The following is a 16,384-nucleotide window of genomic DNA, read 5'->3' as shown; positions in this document are numbered from 1 at the left end:
GCCAGGATCAAACTCTCCAAGAAAGAGTTGATTAGCTCTTGTGTACATAATGTACATTGTTGATTCCGAAGAATCTTTTTAAACGTTGACGTTTTATTGTTCGTTCAGTTTTCAAAGAGCAATTTTTGTTGTTCGTTTGTCACGAGTGCGACTTTTAAATATTATCACAACCAGATGATCAAGTCAACAACTTTTTTAATTTATTTTTTCGTTTGTGCCGCTCTCTCGCAGCAACAGATATTAATATACCACCATACTGACGAGTGTGCAACATGTTTATTAAACTTTTTTTCATAAATGATAATAAAAAAATATTCATATAATTCACTACACCAATTTATAAGATAAGAAGAATCTAAACCAACTCACTTCAATAATAGATGGCCTTGACTAACACCTTCTTATATAAAGAAAAAAGACAGAGCATCTGCCCTGTCTTTTCCTATACTATAGATTAGCGGTGACGCATTAACGGGAATAAAAGCACATCTCTAATAGAAGGAGAGTTTGTTAAGAGCATGACTAGACGATCGATGCCGATCCCCAGTCCGCCTGTTGGCGGCATACCATACTCTAATGCTTCAATAAAGTCATCATCCATCATATGTGCTTCATCATTACCCTGCTCACGCTCTTTTAATTGTGCTTCGAATCGTTCACGCTGATCAATTGGATCATTGAGCTCCGTGAAAGCATTAGCATGTTCGCGAGCCACAATGAATAACTCAAAACGATCTGTAAAACGCGGATCTTCATCATTTTTCTTTGCAAGAGGAGAGATCTCAACTGGGTGACCATAAATAAAGGTTGGCTGAATTAACTTCTCTTCTACCTTTTGTTCAAAGAATTCATTTACAATATGGCCGTATAGCATATGTTCTGTAATCTCAACACCATGCTCCTTCGCAAGAGCCCCAGCTTCTTCCTTGCTCATTTCTTTCCAGAAGTCTACCCCTGTATATTCTTTAATGGCATCTACCATATGAAGTCTTGTCCATTCCGGTGTTAAGTCTACTTCATAGTCACCATACTGAATAACCGTTGTGCCAAGAACCTGTTTTGCAATATGAGCAATCATGTTTTCTGTCAGACTCATGATATCTCTGTAATCCGCATATGCTTCATACAGCTCAATCATCGTAAACTCAGGGTTATGACGAGTAGATACCCCTTCGTTTCGGAAAACGCGGCCGATTTCATAAACCTTCTCAAGTCCGCCAACAATCAGTCTTTTAAGATGAAGTTCGATGGCAATACGCATATAAAGCTGCATATCTAGAGCATTGTGATGTGTAATAAATGGTCTTGCAGAAGCTCCGCCAGCAATTGAGTGCATCATTGGTGTTTCAACTTCAAGATAGCCATTAGAATCAAGATAGCGTCTCATTTCTTGGATAATGCGGCTTCTGGCTACAAATGTTGCTTTACTTTCCTGACTCATAATAAGGTCAAGGTAACGCTGACGATAGCGTTGCTCAACATCCTTAAGTCCATGGAACTTCTCAGGAAGCGGACGCAGAGATTTTGTTAAAAGAACAAATTCTTCTACTTTAATTGAAAGCTCCCCTACTTTAGTTTTAAAAAGTGTACCCGTAACCCCTACAATATCCCCAAGATCAGCAGTTTCAAAGATAGCGTAGCTTTCTTCACCAATCGCATCCTTACGTACATAGATCTGAATTTGACCAGTCAGATCCTGAATATGAGCAAATCCAGCTTTCCCTTTTCCGCGCTTTGTCATGATTCTGCCCGCTAAAGTGACAGAAACATTCTTCTCTTCAATCTCTTCTTTTTCAAGACCGCCATACTGATCTATTAAAACATCGGATTGATGTGAACGGTCAAAGCGCTTGCCGAAAGGATCCATTCCTTTATCACGCAAGTTTTGCATTTTTTCGCGTCTTACTCTTAACTGGTCATTTAATTCTTCATGACTCTGACTCACTTATATCATCTCCATTTTTTCATTCGTGAAATATGTAACGCACTAGGCGAAGTATCACATTTTCAGTACATGTTTATTATTTTACACAATATGATTCAAACAGACAGCATAATTGATTATAAAAATTGAATGTTCTAGTACTTTTATTTCCAATAAACTTGAAGTTAAAAAGCATTTTCCAGCTTGGATAATAAAAAACTGCCAGTTCATCCACTGGCAGTTGTCTAATCAAAGCTATTATAGGCAAAGAAATTTTCCATGTCAAACAGCATTAGCCAACCTGTGACTCCATGCGCTCTTTTTCTTCCGCATCCAAGACAATAGCATTTAAAATGGCAACAAGTTCATCACGAGTATTACTTTCATTAACAGCATTGCGGAATCTTGCATTTCCGCGGATCCCCTTCAGGTACCATGCGGTATGCTTTCTCATCTCTCTTACCGCAATATGCTCGCCCTTCAATGCAACCAGGCGGTCAAGATGCAGGATACATACATCCATTTTTTCTCGCACTGATGGTTCGTCGATCAATTCACCCGAATCCAAATATTTTACCGTCTGATAGATCATCCAAGGATTCCCTAAGGCGGCCCGGCCAATCATGACACCGTCACAGCCAGTTTCATCAAGCATCCGCTTTGCATCCTGAGGTGTTTTCACATCTCCATTTCCAATGAGCGGAATCCCAATGCTTTGCTTTACTTCACGGATAATGTCCCAGTTTGCTGTTCCTTCATACATCTGCACGCGTGTACGGCCATGAAGGGAAACAGCCTTCCCGCCAGCCCGTTCAATTGCCTGTGCATTACGGACAGCATAAATATGGTTATCATCCCATCCCATTCGCATTTTTACTGTAACCGGCTTTTCAACAGCATCTGTTACCGCTGCAACCATTTCATAGATTTTATCCGGGTCTAATAGCCACTTTGCACCCGCATCACATTTTGTGATTTTCGGCACTGGGCAGCCCATGTTTATATCAATGATATCCGCATTGGTATTTTGGTCAACAAATTTGGCAGCTTGTACAAGCGTATCTTTCTCTCCGCCAAAAATCTGCAGACTAAGCGGTTTTTCCTGTTCGTCGATATAGAGCATATTTAACGTTTTTTCATTTTGAAAAACAATGCCTTTATCACTAACCATTTCCGCACAAACCAGGCCGGCACCAAATTCTTTAACCGTCAGACGAAAAGCAGAGTTGCAGATGCCAGCCATCGGTGCCAGCACAACTCGGTTTTTCATTTCAATATCGCCAATTTTAAGCATAGTGGTACCTCCTTCTTTATCTATTATTATTCCTTTGGAGCAATCTCATCAACTGACGTTTTCAGCACATCACTGATCTTCATAAGGAGCTGCTCGCTCGGCATCCTATTTCCTCTCTCAATTTCTCCGAGGATTGATACTGATATTCCAATTTCGCGCGCAAAGCTTTCTTGTGTAAAACCCTTCAGCTTTCGAAAAGCGCGAATGCGTCTTCCCCATTTTTCCGCTTCCATATTTGAACTCCTTTTTTGTCTGGAATCTCCTCAGCCAATATACGCAAAGGCATGTCCATCGCCGGAAGGGTGATGTCAGGCTTTATCTCTAAAAGAGGTATCATAACAAAAGCTCTTTCTTGTATCCGCGGATGAGGAACAGTTAGCTTCTCTGATTCAATATTGTCTTGATTATATAGCAGAATGTCAAGGTCTATTGTCCGGGGTCCCCATTTGATCAGCCGTTTTCTTCCAAGTTCCTTCTCAGCCGCCAAGCATATTTCTAACAATTCATAAGGACTAAGCTCCGTATCTACCTGGATGACCATATTCAGAAACCGATCTTGATCTTCATAGCCCACCGGATCTGTTTCATAAACAGAGGAGTAATTTACCATATTTATTTTGTTATTTGACGAGAGCATTTCAATGGCATCCTGCAAATAAGAGAATCGGTCTCCTATATTAGAGCCTAAAGAAATAAAAGCACTATTCATGATCGGGACCTCGTAATTTCAACTGCAACGGATTCATAATGTCCAGGAATAGGAGGATCTGGCTTAATCACTTTTACCGTAAGGGAATCAATTGTACTGAAACGCAGTAATAAAGCTTCAGCAATTGATTCAGCGACCGCTTCAACAAGCTTATAGGGCTTCCCCTCCACAATCTGCTTACAAACATCATAAAGCTCCCCATAGTTAATTGAATCATCAAGCTGATCGGTTTTTCCGGCCTGGCGCAAGTCTGTTTCTACCGTTAAATCCAGGATAAATCGCTGCCCTAGCTTTGTTTCTTCAGGAAAAACGCCATGATATCCATAAAAAGTCATCTTATTCACATAGATTTTATCCATTATATTCACCCTTTCCGCAAAGAGCATCCATCATTTTAGCCATTCTTGCCATTTCCTTTACATCATGAATGCGGATGATTTGGCAGCCCTTCTGTATGCCATAGCAAATTGTCGCTCCAGTGCCTTCGATGCGTTCGTTTATCGGCAAATGAAGCACTTGTCCGATTATGCTTTTTTTAGAAGTGCCCAGCAAAACCGGATAGCCGATATCGACAAGCTTATCCAGATTCCGCATCATTTCAAGGTTGTATGTTAAATCCTTCGCAAAACCAATGCCCGGATCGAGAATGATTTGTTCATCCTTTACTCCTGCCTTTTTGACAAGCATGATGCTTTCAAACAAATCATTTATGACATCTCGGTGAAAATCATCGTAAGCCATGTCAGAGCGGTTATGCATTAAGACAATTGGCGCTCCCGTATCTGCTGCAACACTCGCCATGTCTTCGTCCGCTTTCGCTCCCCATACATCATTAATGATATGTGCTCCAGCCCTGATCGCCTGTTTGGCCACCTCTGCCTTATATGTATCCACCGAAATAGGAACGTTAACTCTAGAGGAGACAGCCTCAATCACTGGAATGACTCTCTGAAGTTCTTCCTCTACTGAAACAGCCGTATGTCCCGGTCTTGTTGACTCTCCGCCGATATCAATGATATCGGCGCCAGCATCCACCATCTCCTGCGCCCTGATAACCGCCGCTTCTGCACGGTTATATTTTCCACCATCTGAAAAAGAGTCTGGTGTGGTATTCAAAATCCCCATAATCAGTGTTTTCTTGCCATAATCCAGCGTATAGGGACCACAGTTTAAACTATTTTTTTGCATTCTTTGCCCTCCTATAATTCATGCCGGCTTAACAGCTGTGAGGTTAAACTCTTATACTGATGGGATAAAAGCATCGTATACCTTCCATTCATACCCGGCATTACATCATTTTCAAAAGCTGAAACCGGGACAATCTCCTGAATAGAATTGGTTACAAATATCTCATCTGCTTCGGTAAGAGCTGAAGGCAAATAGTGCCCCTCCTCAACTGATAGTCCGTTCTTTTCAGCAAGCCTCATCACAAATAGACGCGTAATTCCATTTAAGATCCCTAAATCAACTGAGGGGGTATAAAGTGTTTCCCCCTTTATCCAAAAGATATTAGATGCAATTCCTTCTGCAGCAAACCCGCCTGCTGTTAAAAACAACCCTTCCTTTTTCGAGTCATCTCCTAACTCTTGTTTAGCTAAAAGATTGTTCATATAGTGGTGAGATTTTAATCTGATTTCACCTTCAGGAGTATTGCGCCGGAGGTTTAATACTACGACCTGCTTTTCATGGGTAATGGCATGCTCAGGTAATTCCTTCGCAAAAATAATCATATTCGGTTCAGTATATGGTGCCGCTCTTAAACCAATTTCACCTGTACCGGCGGAAATATTCATGCGAATATAAGCGTTGGACAGTTGATTTTTCTGCAGCAGTTCTTCCAATGCAGCTTTTACTTCTTCTTCACTGATCTGCCTGCGGATATTCATAGCCTCCAGTCCATGGTGGAGGCGCTCTATGTGATCTTTCAGCAAAAAGGGATGCCCGTCATAGATCCGAAATGTCTCAAATAGGCCCATTCCATATAAAAATCCATGGTCAAAAGGAGAGATCAAAGCTTCCTCTTGCTTAACCATTTGGCCATTTAAATAGATATACATACCTACACCTCTTTTACTTCAGTAACTCCTGTACAGAAGAAATTTCTCAGCAAATCCTTCCCTTCAGCGGTCATGATCGATTCAGGGTGGAATTGCACTCCCTCCACTGGAAGCTCTTTATGGCGAATGGCCATAATTTCTCCTTCATCTGTCCAAGCAGATACTTCCAGGCAGGATGGCAAGGTTTCTTTTTTAACAATTAACGAGTGGTATCTTGTCGCCGTAAACGGGTTTGATAGTGTCTGAAAAACCGTCTGACCATCATGATAAACAGGAGACGTTTTCCCATGCATCAGCTTTTCAGCACGCACTACTTCCCCCCCGAATGCCTGGGCAATAGCCTGCTGCCCTAAACAAACACCAAAGATCGGAATAACCCCTGCAAAAGCAGTGATTACTTCTAAGCTTATACCTGCCTCATTGGGGCTGCACGGCCCTGGGGAAATCATAATATAATCTGGCTTCAGGTTTCTAATCTCTTCGATTGAAATTTCATCGTTTCGTTTTACAACTAATTCATGTCCCATTTCACCTAAATATTGAACGATGTTATACGTGAATGAATCGTAGTTATCGATCATTAAAATCATTGTAATGCTCCTTTAGCTTCTTCTGCTGCTTCTTTTGCTTTCCATAGAGCAATTGCCTTCTTCATGGATTCTTTATATTCATTTTTCGGATTAGAGTCGATGACAATTCCAGCTCCTGCCTGCACATGAGCCATACCATCTTTTATAAGCATCGTGCGAATAATGATATTTAATTCAAGATCGCCGCTGAAATTCATCCATCCTAATGAACCAGTATAAACTCCCCGGCGCACCGGTTCGAGTTCCTCAATGATTTCCATCGTACGCACCTTTGGAGCCCCAGTAATCGTCCCTCCCGGAAAAGCTGCATCAATAAGATCAACACCATGCTTTCCTTCAGCAATCTTTCCTTTAACATTCGAAACAATGTGCATGACGTGTGAGTACTTTTCAATGACCATAAACTCGTCCACTTCGACTGTTCCATATTCACAGACTCTGCCAAGATCATTTCGTTCAAGATCAACAAGCATCACATGCTCCGCCCGCTCCTTCTCATTTTCAATCAATTCATTTGCAAGCCGGATGTCCTCAAGTTCATCTTTTCCTCGAGATCTAGTGCCGGCAATCGGCCTTGTGCTGACCGTGCTGCCTTTCTTTTTCACGAGCAGCTCTGGTGACCCGCTGACAAGCTCATATTCATCTGTTTGAAAATATCCCATATACGGAGAAGGATTCAGCAATCTTAGCTGATCATACACTTCAATCGCTTTAACATTTAGCGGCTTACTTTGGCGAACAGACAAATTGACCTGAAAAACGTCTCCCGCAGCAATGTATTCCTGTATTCTTTCAACTGCCTTTATAAACTCTTCCTCACTCATGGATACCTCTAGTCGCTGTTCAGGCGGAGAAAGATACTTCGGTTCCTCTTTCATCTCAGCAGATCCTCGCCACCTCTGCAGCCATAAAGCTTCACGTTCAGGCAGCTTGTCCGCTTCTTCCTCTTTATATAGCAATAACATCCACATTACTTCTTCTTGATGATCATATACAAACCACTCATTGTGAATGAAAAAATGAATGTCCGGCAAATGAAGATCATCTTCCGAGAGAGCAGGCAGCTTTTCAATGTAACGGCCATACTCATAACTAATATATCCAATTGCTCCACCTTGAAAATCGGGGAGATCACTGATCGGTTCAACTTTATATGCTTCCAGCCACTGTTTCATACTATGAAGCTGATTTCCTTTGATAATTTCTTTTTTCTCTCCTGTTATAATCTCAAGCTGATGATCTTTCCCCTTTAAAACCACTTCAGGCTCAAAAGCAGCAATGCTGTATCTTCCGCCTCTGCCGCTTTCCAGAATAACATGCTGTATACATGATTCTGAGAGGAACCTATATCTGCTGTAGAATTGTTTATATGAAATGGATTCCTTTTTTGCGTATATCTTATATCCCATTAAAACACCCTCTTTAAGATAAGTATAACCTTCTAAATAATAACATGTTTTTAGAAAGCGAATATTGTTTTGGAAGGAGCCTGTTATAAAAGTAAATTCCATAACTTTCACATTACCATTTGCTTTATAGGTTTATAAGAAATGCGGTATTACATCAGAGCAATTGCTTAAATCATGAATGTACCATTCCTTAAGCAGCAAAAAGACAGCTTTCTGAGAAAGCTGTCTAATACACTCTAGTGAACAATCTTATTCATTTTCAAATTGGTACAGAGGTGTGCTTAAATATCTCTCACCGTTACTTGGAATGATGGCAAGAACTTTTTTACCTTTGCCTAGTTCTTTTGCTACCTGTAGAGCAGCATAAATGGCTGCTCCAGATGAAATTCCTCCAAGAATTCCTTCTTCCTTAGCTGCACGGCGGGCATATTCAAAAGCCGTTTCATTTTCGACCTTAATAATCTCATCATAGATTTTTGTATTTAGAATATCAGGAACAAAACCAGCTCCAATTCCTTGGATTTTATGCGGACCCGGCTTTCCTCCAGATAGGACTGGAGAATCAGAAGGCTCAACTGCGTAAATTTTAATATTATCATATTTCTCTTTTAGCACTTCACCTGCACCGGTAATCGTTCCGCCTGTACCGATTCCTGAAATAAATGCGTCAAGCTGATCGCCCATTTGCTCTGTAATTTCCTTGCCTGTTGTTAAGCGGTGAACTTCAGGGTTCGATTCATTTTTAAATTGCTGCGGCATAAAGTAGCCGTGTTCCTTTGATAGCTCTTCAGCTTTGCGGATCGCCCCGCCCATACCTTCTGGTCCTGGAGTTAAAACTAATTCCGCTCCATATGCACGAAGCAGGTTGCGGCGCTCCATACTCATTGTTTCCGGCATAACGAGAATGCTTTTGTATCCTTTTGCAGCAGCCACCATCGCCAAGCCAATTCCAGTGTTTCCACTTGTCGGCTCTATGATGGTATCTCCTTCTTTAAGACCACCGTTTTCTTCTGCAGCTTCAATCATTGCAAGAGCGATTCGGTCTTTTACACTGCTGCCAGGGTTCATGTATTCTAATTTAAGATAAACTTCAGCAGATCCATCTTCTACAATCCGATTTAACTTTACAATTGGTGTCTGTCCAACTAATTCAGTAATTGAATTTGCTACACGTGCCATATTCCCACCTCTTATTCCGAGTATTTTTATTGGTTTTATTAAAACTTACCAATTGATGATTGAAAAGTCAATTATTTTGCAGAGTTGTGTTTTCTTTCTATGATCGAAAAATGCAACAGCCTTATATATAGCATACTCTCAAGAATGGGATTCTTTCCGTTTTAACAGAAAAAAATAACACGGAGTTCATCTCCGTGTTATTGTGTTTTATCATAAAACCATTCAACTTCTGCTTCATCCCAGAAAGGTCTTGCAGAGACTGGTGTATCCATCTGCTCAATGGCCAGCTGCCGGCGAATTTGCGCTTTCACATCTTCATACTTATACGCTTCTTCTTCTATATACTCATGAAGCAGCACAATCGCATAGCCATCTTCAACTTCGATTACATCGCTCCACTCACCAGGCTTTAATGCGCTTATTTCTCCAAGCATCGTTTCACTTACATGCTCCGTATCAGCACTTACAAAGCCTGCGTCTCCACCTTGACCCGCAGTGAAATCGTCAATCGAACGTTCCATAGCCAGTACAGAGAAGCTAGATCCTTGTTCGAGCTCTTGCAGGGTCTGTTCTGCCTCACCTTTTGTTTTTACAACAATTTTAGAGATATGGTAAGAATCAGGGAACGTAAACATAGCGCTATTTTCCTCATAATACCTTTCCAACTCTTCATCTGAAATATCAGCATCTTTTGTCAGCAGTTCTTCTAATACTAAGCTGTTTTCAATTTGTTCAGCCAACTTTTCTTCATCATATAAGGAATAACTGCCTGCTGGACCATATACAGTTTTCATCATCTTCATTTCACGATCAATATCTTCCTGTGAAATAGCAATATCGTACTTTTCTCCAGCTTGACTAATAACCTTTTCATTCACAAGCTCATCTAATACTTCTTTTCCATATTTTAATTCAATTTCACTGAGCCATTCCTGTCTTGTTATTTCCTGATTGCCGATCGTTGCGACAACCTCACTACCCTTTTGGCTATCACCGGAAAGAAGGAAAGTGAGAGTGACGCTATTTGTTATGATTAGAGCAGCAATGATCAGCCATAAATGCTGTTTTTTCATTTCTCCCTCTCCCTATAGAAAAACACTAAAGCTAAACACTGTGCTGCAGCAAATGATTAGCTCTATTTAGTTTGTGCAGTCTCTCTCATTTCCTCTAACTCTTCCTTAGAGAAGACATAGATTTCATTACAAAAATGACATTGCACCTCAGCTTGTCCATCTGATTCGATCATATCTGTAATCTCTTCCGCTCCAAGCGTTACGATCGCATTAGAAAAACGGTCTTTTGAACAAGTGCATGTAAAGGCGACAGGCATTTTCTCCAGAACCTTCACTTCATCTTTTCCTAGCACCTCTTCTAAAATTTGTTCTGGTGTTAAGCCCTTTTCAATCATTTTAGAAACAGGATCGATTAGAGTCAGACGTTTTTCAATATGTGAGATTACCTCGTCTTCTACACCTGGAAGCAGCTGAATAATAAAACCGCCAGCAGCTAAAATGGTGTTATCTGGATTGACAAGCACACCAACCGCAACAGAAGAAGGCACTTGCTCTGAAGAAGCAAAATAATAGGTGAAATCTTCTCCTAGCTCACCAGAAACGATTGGTACTTGACCAGTAAAATGTTCGCGCATCCCAATATCTTTTATGACCGTTAAAAATCCTTCTGTTCCAACAGCTCGGCGAACGTCCAGCTTTCCTTGTGCATTTAGATCAAAGTGCACTTGAGGATGTGTCACATAACCGCGCACTTCCCCTTTTGCATTGGCATCCACTAAGACAGGACCAAGCGGACCGCCACCTTCAATTTTAACTGTGATTTTCTCCTCACCTTTTAGCATAGCACCCATCATTACAGATGCAGACATTGCTCTTCCTAAAGCTGCTGAAGCAGTTGGCCATGTTTGATGACGGCGTTGTGCTTCTCCGATGGTTTCTGTGGACGATACTGCGTATGCCCGAACTTGTCCGTTGTAGGCAAGTGCCTTAATTAAATAATCACTCATATTTCAATCTCCTTTATTCAGATGTCATAAGAGCATTTACAACAGCCCCTATGGCAATCGTTTATGCCTTATCTTTTATACTATCCATGTTGCGTTTATAAATAAGCTGTAATCCTTTTAAGGTTAAAAAAGGATCAACAATATCAATCATCGTGGATTCCTTTGCTATTAATGTAGCTAGACCTCCCGTTGCAATGACAGTTGGCGCAACGGACGATTCGTCCTTCATTCTTTTTACAATTCCTTCAACCTGTCCAACATAGCCGTAAAAAATACCAGCCTGCATAGCAGAAACTGTATTTTTACCAACAACTCCATCAGGACGGGCAATTTCAATACGAGGAAGCTTAGCAGCCCTCGAATATAGAGCCTCTGTTGAAATGCCTATTCCCGGGGCAATTGCGCCTCCCATATACTGTTTATGTTCATTTATATAGCAGTACGTAGTAGCTGTTCCAAAATCAACTACAACAAGCGGGCTTCCATATTCATGAATAGCCGCAACTGCATTTACAATTCGGTCTGCCCCTACTTCACGAGGATTCTCGTATTTTATATTTAAACCTGTTTTAATCCCAGGTCCAACAACTAAAGGTTTGAGCTGAAAATATTTCTGACACATTCTTTCAAGCGAAAACATAATGGGCGGAACAACCGAGGAAATAATAATGCCATCGATCTCATTAAAGCTTAATCCTGCATGATCAAATAATGATTTAATCATCATTCCATATTCATCTTCTGTTTTATTGCGGTTTGTTTCAATACGCCAGTGATGTTTTAACACATCCTTGTCATATACTCCAAGCACAATGTTCGTGTTGCCTACATCAAAAACAAAAATCACCATTCTCACCACTTTATTTTTATTCTTGCCTATTATACTGCAAACATCATACCATAACTAACAACTGATCGTGTAATTGAAAAATCGCATGAAGAGAATCAGCAAGAGCCTTTGGAGTATGATTTACTTTGAAGGAATGAAAAAATGCCCCAATGTCAATGACATTGGGGCATTCTTCTATCTATTTGCGCTCTTCATCGATGGCTGGAGGATCAACAGATTCTTCAGGAGAGGTATTCTCTCTGCTTTCTGTGATTTCACCTTCACCTGTTGTTTCTTCTTTTTTCATGTTGATGTTTACTTTCACATCATTAGAAGTTTCGATTTTTTTAGCTGACCGATCTGGAAGTGTTCCATGATCAACAAGGTGTTTAATTTGTTCAGCATCAAGCGTCTCAACATCTAATAGCGTATTGGCAATAAGGTCTAGCTTCTCGCGGTGTTCAGTAAGAAGCTGCTTACATCTTTCATAAGACTCCTTAATAATACGCTGAATTTCTAAATCAATTTCGTATGCAATAGCATCCGAATAGTTTTGTTCATTATTGAAGTCTCTGCCAAGGAATACTTGCCCGCCCCCGGATTGACCAAATTGAAGCGGTCCAAGCTTATCACTCATACCGAATTCTGTTACCATTCGGCGAGCAATACCTGTTGCTCTTTGGAAGTCGTTATGAGCACCTGTGCTCACTTCTCCAAACACAATTTCCTCAGCAACACGTCCTCCAAGCAAGCCGACAATTTTATCAAGCAATTCTGGTTTTGTCATGAAATAACGATCTTCTTTTGGAAGCATAACAGCATATCCGCCTGCCTGGCCTCTAGGTACAATCGTTACCTTATGAACCATTTCCGCTTCATCAAGCACAACTCCGATCACTGTATGACCAGCTTCGTGGAATGCAACAATATTTCTTTCTTTCTTTGAAATGACACGGCTCTTCTTCGATGGACCAGCAATAACGCGGTCTGTCGCTTCGTCCACGTCCTCCATGTCTACCTTCTTCTTATTTCGGCGAGCAGCTACCAGCGCCGCTTCGTTTAATAAGTTTTCAAGGTCAGCTCCAGAAAAGCCTGGTGTACGCTGTGCAATGGACTTTAAGTTAACTGATTCATCAAGCGGTTTATTGCGTGCATGTACTCTTAATACCGCTTCACGGCCTGTTACGTCTGGTCGGTCAACCGTAATTTGACGGTCAAAACGTCCTGGACGCAATAAGGCAGGATCAAGAATATCTGGACGGTTAGTTGCGGCGATGATAATAATACCTTCGTTTGCACCGAAGCCATCCATTTCAACTAGTAACTGGTTCAGCGTTTGTTCACGCTCATCGTGACCGCCGCCAAGGCCGGCTCCACGCTGACGTCCGACTGCATCAATCTCATCAATAAAGATAATACATGGCGCATTTTTCTTCGCATTTTCAAACAAGTCACGAACACGGGATGCACCGACACCGACAAACATTTCCACAAAGTCAGATCCGCTGATTGAGAAGAACGGTACGCCCGCTTCACCTGCTGCAGCACGTGCAAGCAATGTTTTACCAGTTCCCGGAGGTCCAACTAAAAGGATTCCTTTTGGAATTCTAGCTCCGAGTTCGGCAAATTTGCGCGGATCCTTCAAGAAGTCAACAACCTCTACAAGCTCTTGCTTCTCTTCATCTGCACCGGCAACATCTTTAAAGCGGACTTTCTTCTTGCTTTCATCATAAAGCTTCGCCTTGCTCTTTCCGAAATTCATTACTCGGCTGCCGCCGCCCTGTGCTTGATTTAAAAGGAAGAAGAACAGGATAAAAATAATGATAAATGGAATGATTGAGGTGAAAAATGTCACCCAGCCGCTTGTTTCTTTAGCAGGCTGAATGTTCACTTCTGATTCTGAACCTGCTGCTAATGCATCAATTCGAGTAAGTACTGAATCACTATTCGCTACATAAGTAATAAATTGCTGACCCTCTTCTTGGGATTCTAATTGACCCGTTACTGCAAATACTCCTCTTTCAGGCTGCAGTGAGACAGATTCAATATCACCATTTTCTAAGTGTTCAACAAAAGTGTCGTAGCTCATTGGTTCTGCTGGTTCATTGCCGCCGTTAAAGAAGCTGACAACCCCTATAATCACTAAAAATATTAATAAATAAAAGATGGTATTACGGAAGATCCGATTCATCCCTTACCTCCTCCCACGGTAAACAAACTACATAGTATAGTATCATAGAAAATCGTGCCAATTCAAATATTTACACTTTTCACACCGGGCTAATTCATGCTGTAAGTAAAGGGCTTACCAAGATTATTTCCTTTTATCTTTCTCTTAATCGTTGCTGCTGTATACCTCTGGTTTCAGAACCCCAATATATGGAAGGTTGCGGTATCTTTCAGCATAATCTAAACCATAGCCAACAACAAATTCATCTGGAACGATAAAACCGACATAATCTGCTGTTATATCTACTTTTCGCCCAGTTGGTTTATCCAATAGCGTCACAATCTTGATGGATTTTGCTTTTCTGTAACGGAAAAGCTCTACTAGATAGCTTAACGTTAAGCCGCTATCGATAATATCCTCAAGAATCAGAATATCTCTTCCCTCAACTGAGGTATCAAGGTCTTTTAGGATCTTAACTTCTCCTGAAGAAACAGTGGAATTTCCGTAGCTGGAAACATCCATAAAATCCATTTCTAAGTATGTATCCATGCGTTTGAGCAGATCACTCATAAAAGGCATAGCCCCTTTTAACACACCGATTGCAAGCGGGAAGCGATCTTGATATTCATCTGTAAGCTCTTTTGCAAGATCAGCGATTTTTTCTTGCAGCTCTTCCTCTGAAATCAGTACCTTTTCAATATCATTTTTCATTTTTGTGCCCCCTAGAAGATCATTGCTTTATGTATTTTAAAAGAATATAACAAGGATGAGCATCACCCAGCATTGGTTCATCTGACTTCCTTAAACCCGGTAGCCATAGAATTTTCCCTTTTGCATCTGTCAGGACTGGCCATTGATCCCTTTCATTCCGAGGAACCTTTTGATCGATAAAGATATCTTTAATCTTTTTCGTCCCTTTCATTCCTTTTAAGTTGATTCGATCTCCACTTTTTCTCGTTCGGATAATGAGCGGCAAGGGAATACTGGCCGCAGATAAAAGGAGGGATTCGGAATGACCTTCCACATGTTGACTGCAGGTATATTCAAATTCAATTCTGCTGCCATTCGGAAGATCGATTTTCCCAGGTTCATCTAGCTCATAATGATAGGATGCCCGTAAAGTTTCCGTATAGAAATAAAACATACACTTTCTATACGAGCGTTCAATAATCAATCCACCTGGCAAATGCAGGACTCCTGATGGGTGAGGATTACGTATTAAAGAAAAAACATTTTCAATATGCACCGCTGATAAAGAAGAAGGTTTTTCCTTATAAAGATAGTTTAATATTAGTTGAATCCCTCTTCTTTGTAAAGGCATTGGCATATCTAGAAACAAATCAATGGCTAATCGCACTTCATTATCTTTTTTCTTCTCTATTACTTTATTCATTTCTCTGAAAGTTAATTCCTGCAGCAGAACCTCATCACTCTCCAATTCCTCACTAAATCGCTGGAATTGTTCATGCATTTGCGGATTTTCGTGTTTTAAAAACGGCAATACATGATGGCGAAACCGGTTTCTGCTATACGTATCCTTCTCATTGCTAGGATCACGCCTGGGGTTTAATTGATGCTCTGTGCAATAATCTTCTATTTCTTCTCTGTTAAGGCATAAAAATGGTCTAATAATGGTACCTCCAGCAAAGCTCCTCTCAAAAGGAATCCCTGCTCTAGCTGCTCCTGTACTGCCTCTTACAAGCCTCATTAGAACCGTTTCTGCCTGATCATCCCCGTGATGTCCTAGTGCCAAATAAGTGAATTTTTCGTTCTCCATCACTTCCTCAAAAAAACGATAACGGCACTCCCTGGCTGCTACTTGACTGCTTTTACCTGTTTCTTGCATATAAGCCGGAACATCTATTCGCTTCATTCTAAAGGGGATCCCTTGTTGTTTACAAAAACGTTCAACAAATCGCGCTTCTTCGAAAGATTCTTCTCCTCTAAACATATGATCGACATGCAGAGCAAGAATCTCTAGATCGAAGTGTGAACTTTTCTCTTTTAAATAGTGGAGCAGCGCTAACGAATCCGGACCGCCTGACACAGCGACCGCTATGCGTTTATGATGCAAATCAAAGCCCCGTTTAAAGAGAAATAATTTTACTTTTGAATCCAGCATCTTCGTTTCCCTCTATACAGTATTAATCAATGAAACAGAGGAATGCCTGCTATAATGGCCAATATATGCCCCTCATTTCAT

The 16,384-nt window shown here is 40.9% G+C and carries 16 protein-coding genes; all 16 read right to left on the bottom strand.

Annotated features, from left to right (window positions below; translation table 11 throughout):
* Positions 1-454: 454 nt before the first annotated feature.
* Complete coding sequence (gene lysS, locus B7E07_RS25595) at positions 455-1,945, bottom strand: lysine--tRNA ligase (protein ID WP_080843587.1); 1,491 nt, start codon at positions 1,943-1,945, stop codon at positions 455-457.
* 271 nt (positions 1,946-2,216) lie between these two features.
* Positions 2,217-3,218, bottom strand: coding sequence for a tRNA dihydrouridine synthase DusB (gene dusB / locus B7E07_RS25590; RefSeq protein ID WP_080843586.1), 1,002 nt, complete (start codon positions 3,216-3,218; stop codon positions 2,217-2,219).
* 26 nt (positions 3,219-3,244) lie between these two features.
* A complete protein-coding gene (locus B7E07_RS25585; RefSeq protein ID WP_080843585.1) occupies positions 3,245-3,451 on the bottom strand; it encodes a helix-turn-helix domain-containing protein in 207 nt (68 codons plus the stop codon).
* Positions 3,403-3,930, bottom strand: a complete 528-nt coding sequence (gene folK, locus B7E07_RS25580) for a 2-amino-4-hydroxy-6-hydroxymethyldihydropteridine diphosphokinase (protein ID WP_080843584.1) — start codon at positions 3,928-3,930, stop codon at positions 3,403-3,405. Before folK ends, B7E07_RS25585 begins: the two co-directional genes overlap by 49 nt.
* Positions 3,924-4,286 carry a dihydroneopterin aldolase gene (gene folB / locus B7E07_RS25575; RefSeq protein WP_080843583.1) on the bottom strand — a complete coding sequence of 121 codons (363 nt, stop codon included), beginning with the start codon at positions 4,284-4,286 and terminating at the stop codon, positions 3,924-3,926. Before folB ends, folK begins: the two co-directional genes overlap by 7 nt.
* Entirely contained in the window at positions 4,279-5,115 is an 837-nt protein-coding gene (gene folP, locus B7E07_RS25570) for a dihydropteroate synthase (protein ID WP_080843582.1), read from the bottom strand. The genes folB and folP overlap by 8 nt, the downstream gene beginning before the upstream one ends.
* Positions 5,116-5,126: 11 nt before the next feature.
* Positions 5,127-5,984, bottom strand: a complete 858-nt coding sequence (gene pabC, locus B7E07_RS25565) for an aminodeoxychorismate lyase (RefSeq protein ID WP_080843581.1) — start codon at positions 5,982-5,984, stop codon at positions 5,127-5,129.
* Positions 5,985-5,986: 2 nt separating this feature from the next.
* Positions 5,987-6,574: an aminodeoxychorismate/anthranilate synthase component II gene (pabA, locus tag B7E07_RS25560; RefSeq protein ID WP_080843580.1), complete on the bottom strand. Its 588-nt coding sequence runs from the start codon at positions 6,572-6,574 to the stop codon at positions 5,987-5,989.
* Positions 6,571-7,983, bottom strand: coding sequence for an anthranilate synthase component I family protein (locus B7E07_RS25555; RefSeq protein ID WP_080843579.1), 1,413 nt, complete (start codon positions 7,981-7,983; stop codon positions 6,571-6,573). Before B7E07_RS25555 ends, pabA begins: the two co-directional genes overlap by 4 nt.
* A 249-nt stretch (positions 7,984-8,232) precedes the next feature.
* Entirely contained in the window at positions 8,233-9,162 is a 930-nt protein-coding gene (cysK, locus tag B7E07_RS25550) for a cysteine synthase A (protein ID WP_080843578.1), read from the bottom strand.
* Between the two features lie 197 nt (positions 9,163-9,359).
* Positions 9,360-10,235: a peptidyl-prolyl cis-trans isomerase gene (locus B7E07_RS25545; protein WP_080843577.1), complete on the bottom strand. Its 876-nt coding sequence runs from the start codon at positions 10,233-10,235 to the stop codon at positions 9,360-9,362.
* 62 nt (positions 10,236-10,297) lie between these two features.
* Entirely contained in the window at positions 10,298-11,182 is an 885-nt protein-coding gene (hslO, locus tag B7E07_RS25540) for an Hsp33 family molecular chaperone HslO (protein WP_080843576.1), read from the bottom strand.
* Positions 11,183-11,243: 61 nt separating this feature from the next.
* The gene (locus B7E07_RS25535) at positions 11,244-12,029 is read right to left on the bottom strand and encodes a type III pantothenate kinase (protein ID WP_176215077.1); all 786 of its coding nucleotides are present in this window, start codon (positions 12,027-12,029) and stop codon (positions 11,244-11,246) included.
* 181 nt (positions 12,030-12,210) lie between these two features.
* A complete protein-coding gene (ftsH, locus tag B7E07_RS25530; RefSeq protein WP_080843574.1) occupies positions 12,211-14,202 on the bottom strand; it encodes an ATP-dependent zinc metalloprotease FtsH in 1,992 nt (663 codons plus the stop codon).
* A 144-nt stretch (positions 14,203-14,346) separates the two neighbouring features.
* Complete coding sequence (hpt, locus tag B7E07_RS25525) at positions 14,347-14,892, bottom strand: hypoxanthine phosphoribosyltransferase (RefSeq protein WP_080843573.1); 546 nt, start codon at positions 14,890-14,892, stop codon at positions 14,347-14,349.
* Positions 14,893-14,911: 19 nt separating this feature from the next.
* Positions 14,912-16,303: a tRNA lysidine(34) synthetase TilS gene (gene tilS / locus B7E07_RS25520; protein WP_080843572.1), complete on the bottom strand. Its 1,392-nt coding sequence runs from the start codon at positions 16,301-16,303 to the stop codon at positions 14,912-14,914.
* Positions 16,304-16,384: the final 81 nt, after the last annotated feature.

Source organism: Cytobacillus gottheilii (assembly GCF_900166665.1).
Lineage (GTDB): Bacteria > Bacillota > Bacilli > Bacillales > Cytobacillaceae > Cytobacillus > Cytobacillus gottheilii_A.
This window is presented reverse-complemented; position numbering and strand designations above follow the sequence as displayed.

What these genes read in the sequence shown, in the direction of transcription:
- B7E07_RS25555 (WP_080843579.1), bottom strand. Translation starts at nt 7,983, where the DNA reads ATGGGATATAAGATATACGCAAAAAAGGAATCCATTTCATATAAACAA.
- folP (WP_080843582.1), bottom strand. Translation starts at nt 5,115, where the DNA reads ATGCAAAAAAATAGTTTAAACTGTGGTCCCTATACGCTGGATTATGGC.
- B7E07_RS25585 (WP_080843585.1), bottom strand. Translation starts at nt 3,451, where the DNA reads ATGGAAGCGGAAAAATGGGGAAGACGCATTCGCGCTTTTCGAAAGCTG.
- pabA (WP_080843580.1), bottom strand. Translation starts at nt 6,574, where the DNA reads ATGATTTTAATGATCGATAACTACGATTCATTCACGTATAACATCGTT.
- folB (WP_080843583.1), bottom strand. Translation starts at nt 4,286, where the DNA reads ATGGATAAAATCTATGTGAATAAGATGACTTTTTATGGATATCATGGC.
- hslO (WP_080843576.1), bottom strand. Translation starts at nt 11,182, where the DNA reads ATGAGTGATTATTTAATTAAGGCACTTGCCTACAACGGACAAGTTCGG.
- tilS (WP_080843572.1), bottom strand. Translation starts at nt 16,303, where the DNA reads ATGCTGGATTCAAAAGTAAAATTATTTCTCTTTAAACGGGGCTTTGAT.
- B7E07_RS25545 (WP_080843577.1), bottom strand. Translation starts at nt 10,235, where the DNA reads ATGAAAAAACAGCATTTATGGCTGATCATTGCTGCTCTAATCATAACA.
- dusB (WP_080843586.1), bottom strand. Translation starts at nt 3,218, where the DNA reads ATGCTTAAAATTGGCGATATTGAAATGAAAAACCGAGTTGTGCTGGCA.
- hpt (WP_080843573.1), bottom strand. Translation starts at nt 14,892, where the DNA reads ATGAAAAATGATATTGAAAAGGTACTGATTTCAGAGGAAGAGCTGCAA.
- pabC (WP_080843581.1), bottom strand. Translation starts at nt 5,984, where the DNA reads ATGTATATCTATTTAAATGGCCAAATGGTTAAGCAAGAGGAAGCTTTG.
- cysK (WP_080843578.1), bottom strand. Translation starts at nt 9,162, where the DNA reads ATGGCACGTGTAGCAAATTCAATTACTGAATTAGTTGGACAGACACCA.
- ftsH (WP_080843574.1), bottom strand. Translation starts at nt 14,202, where the DNA reads ATGAATCGGATCTTCCGTAATACCATCTTTTATTTATTAATATTTTTA.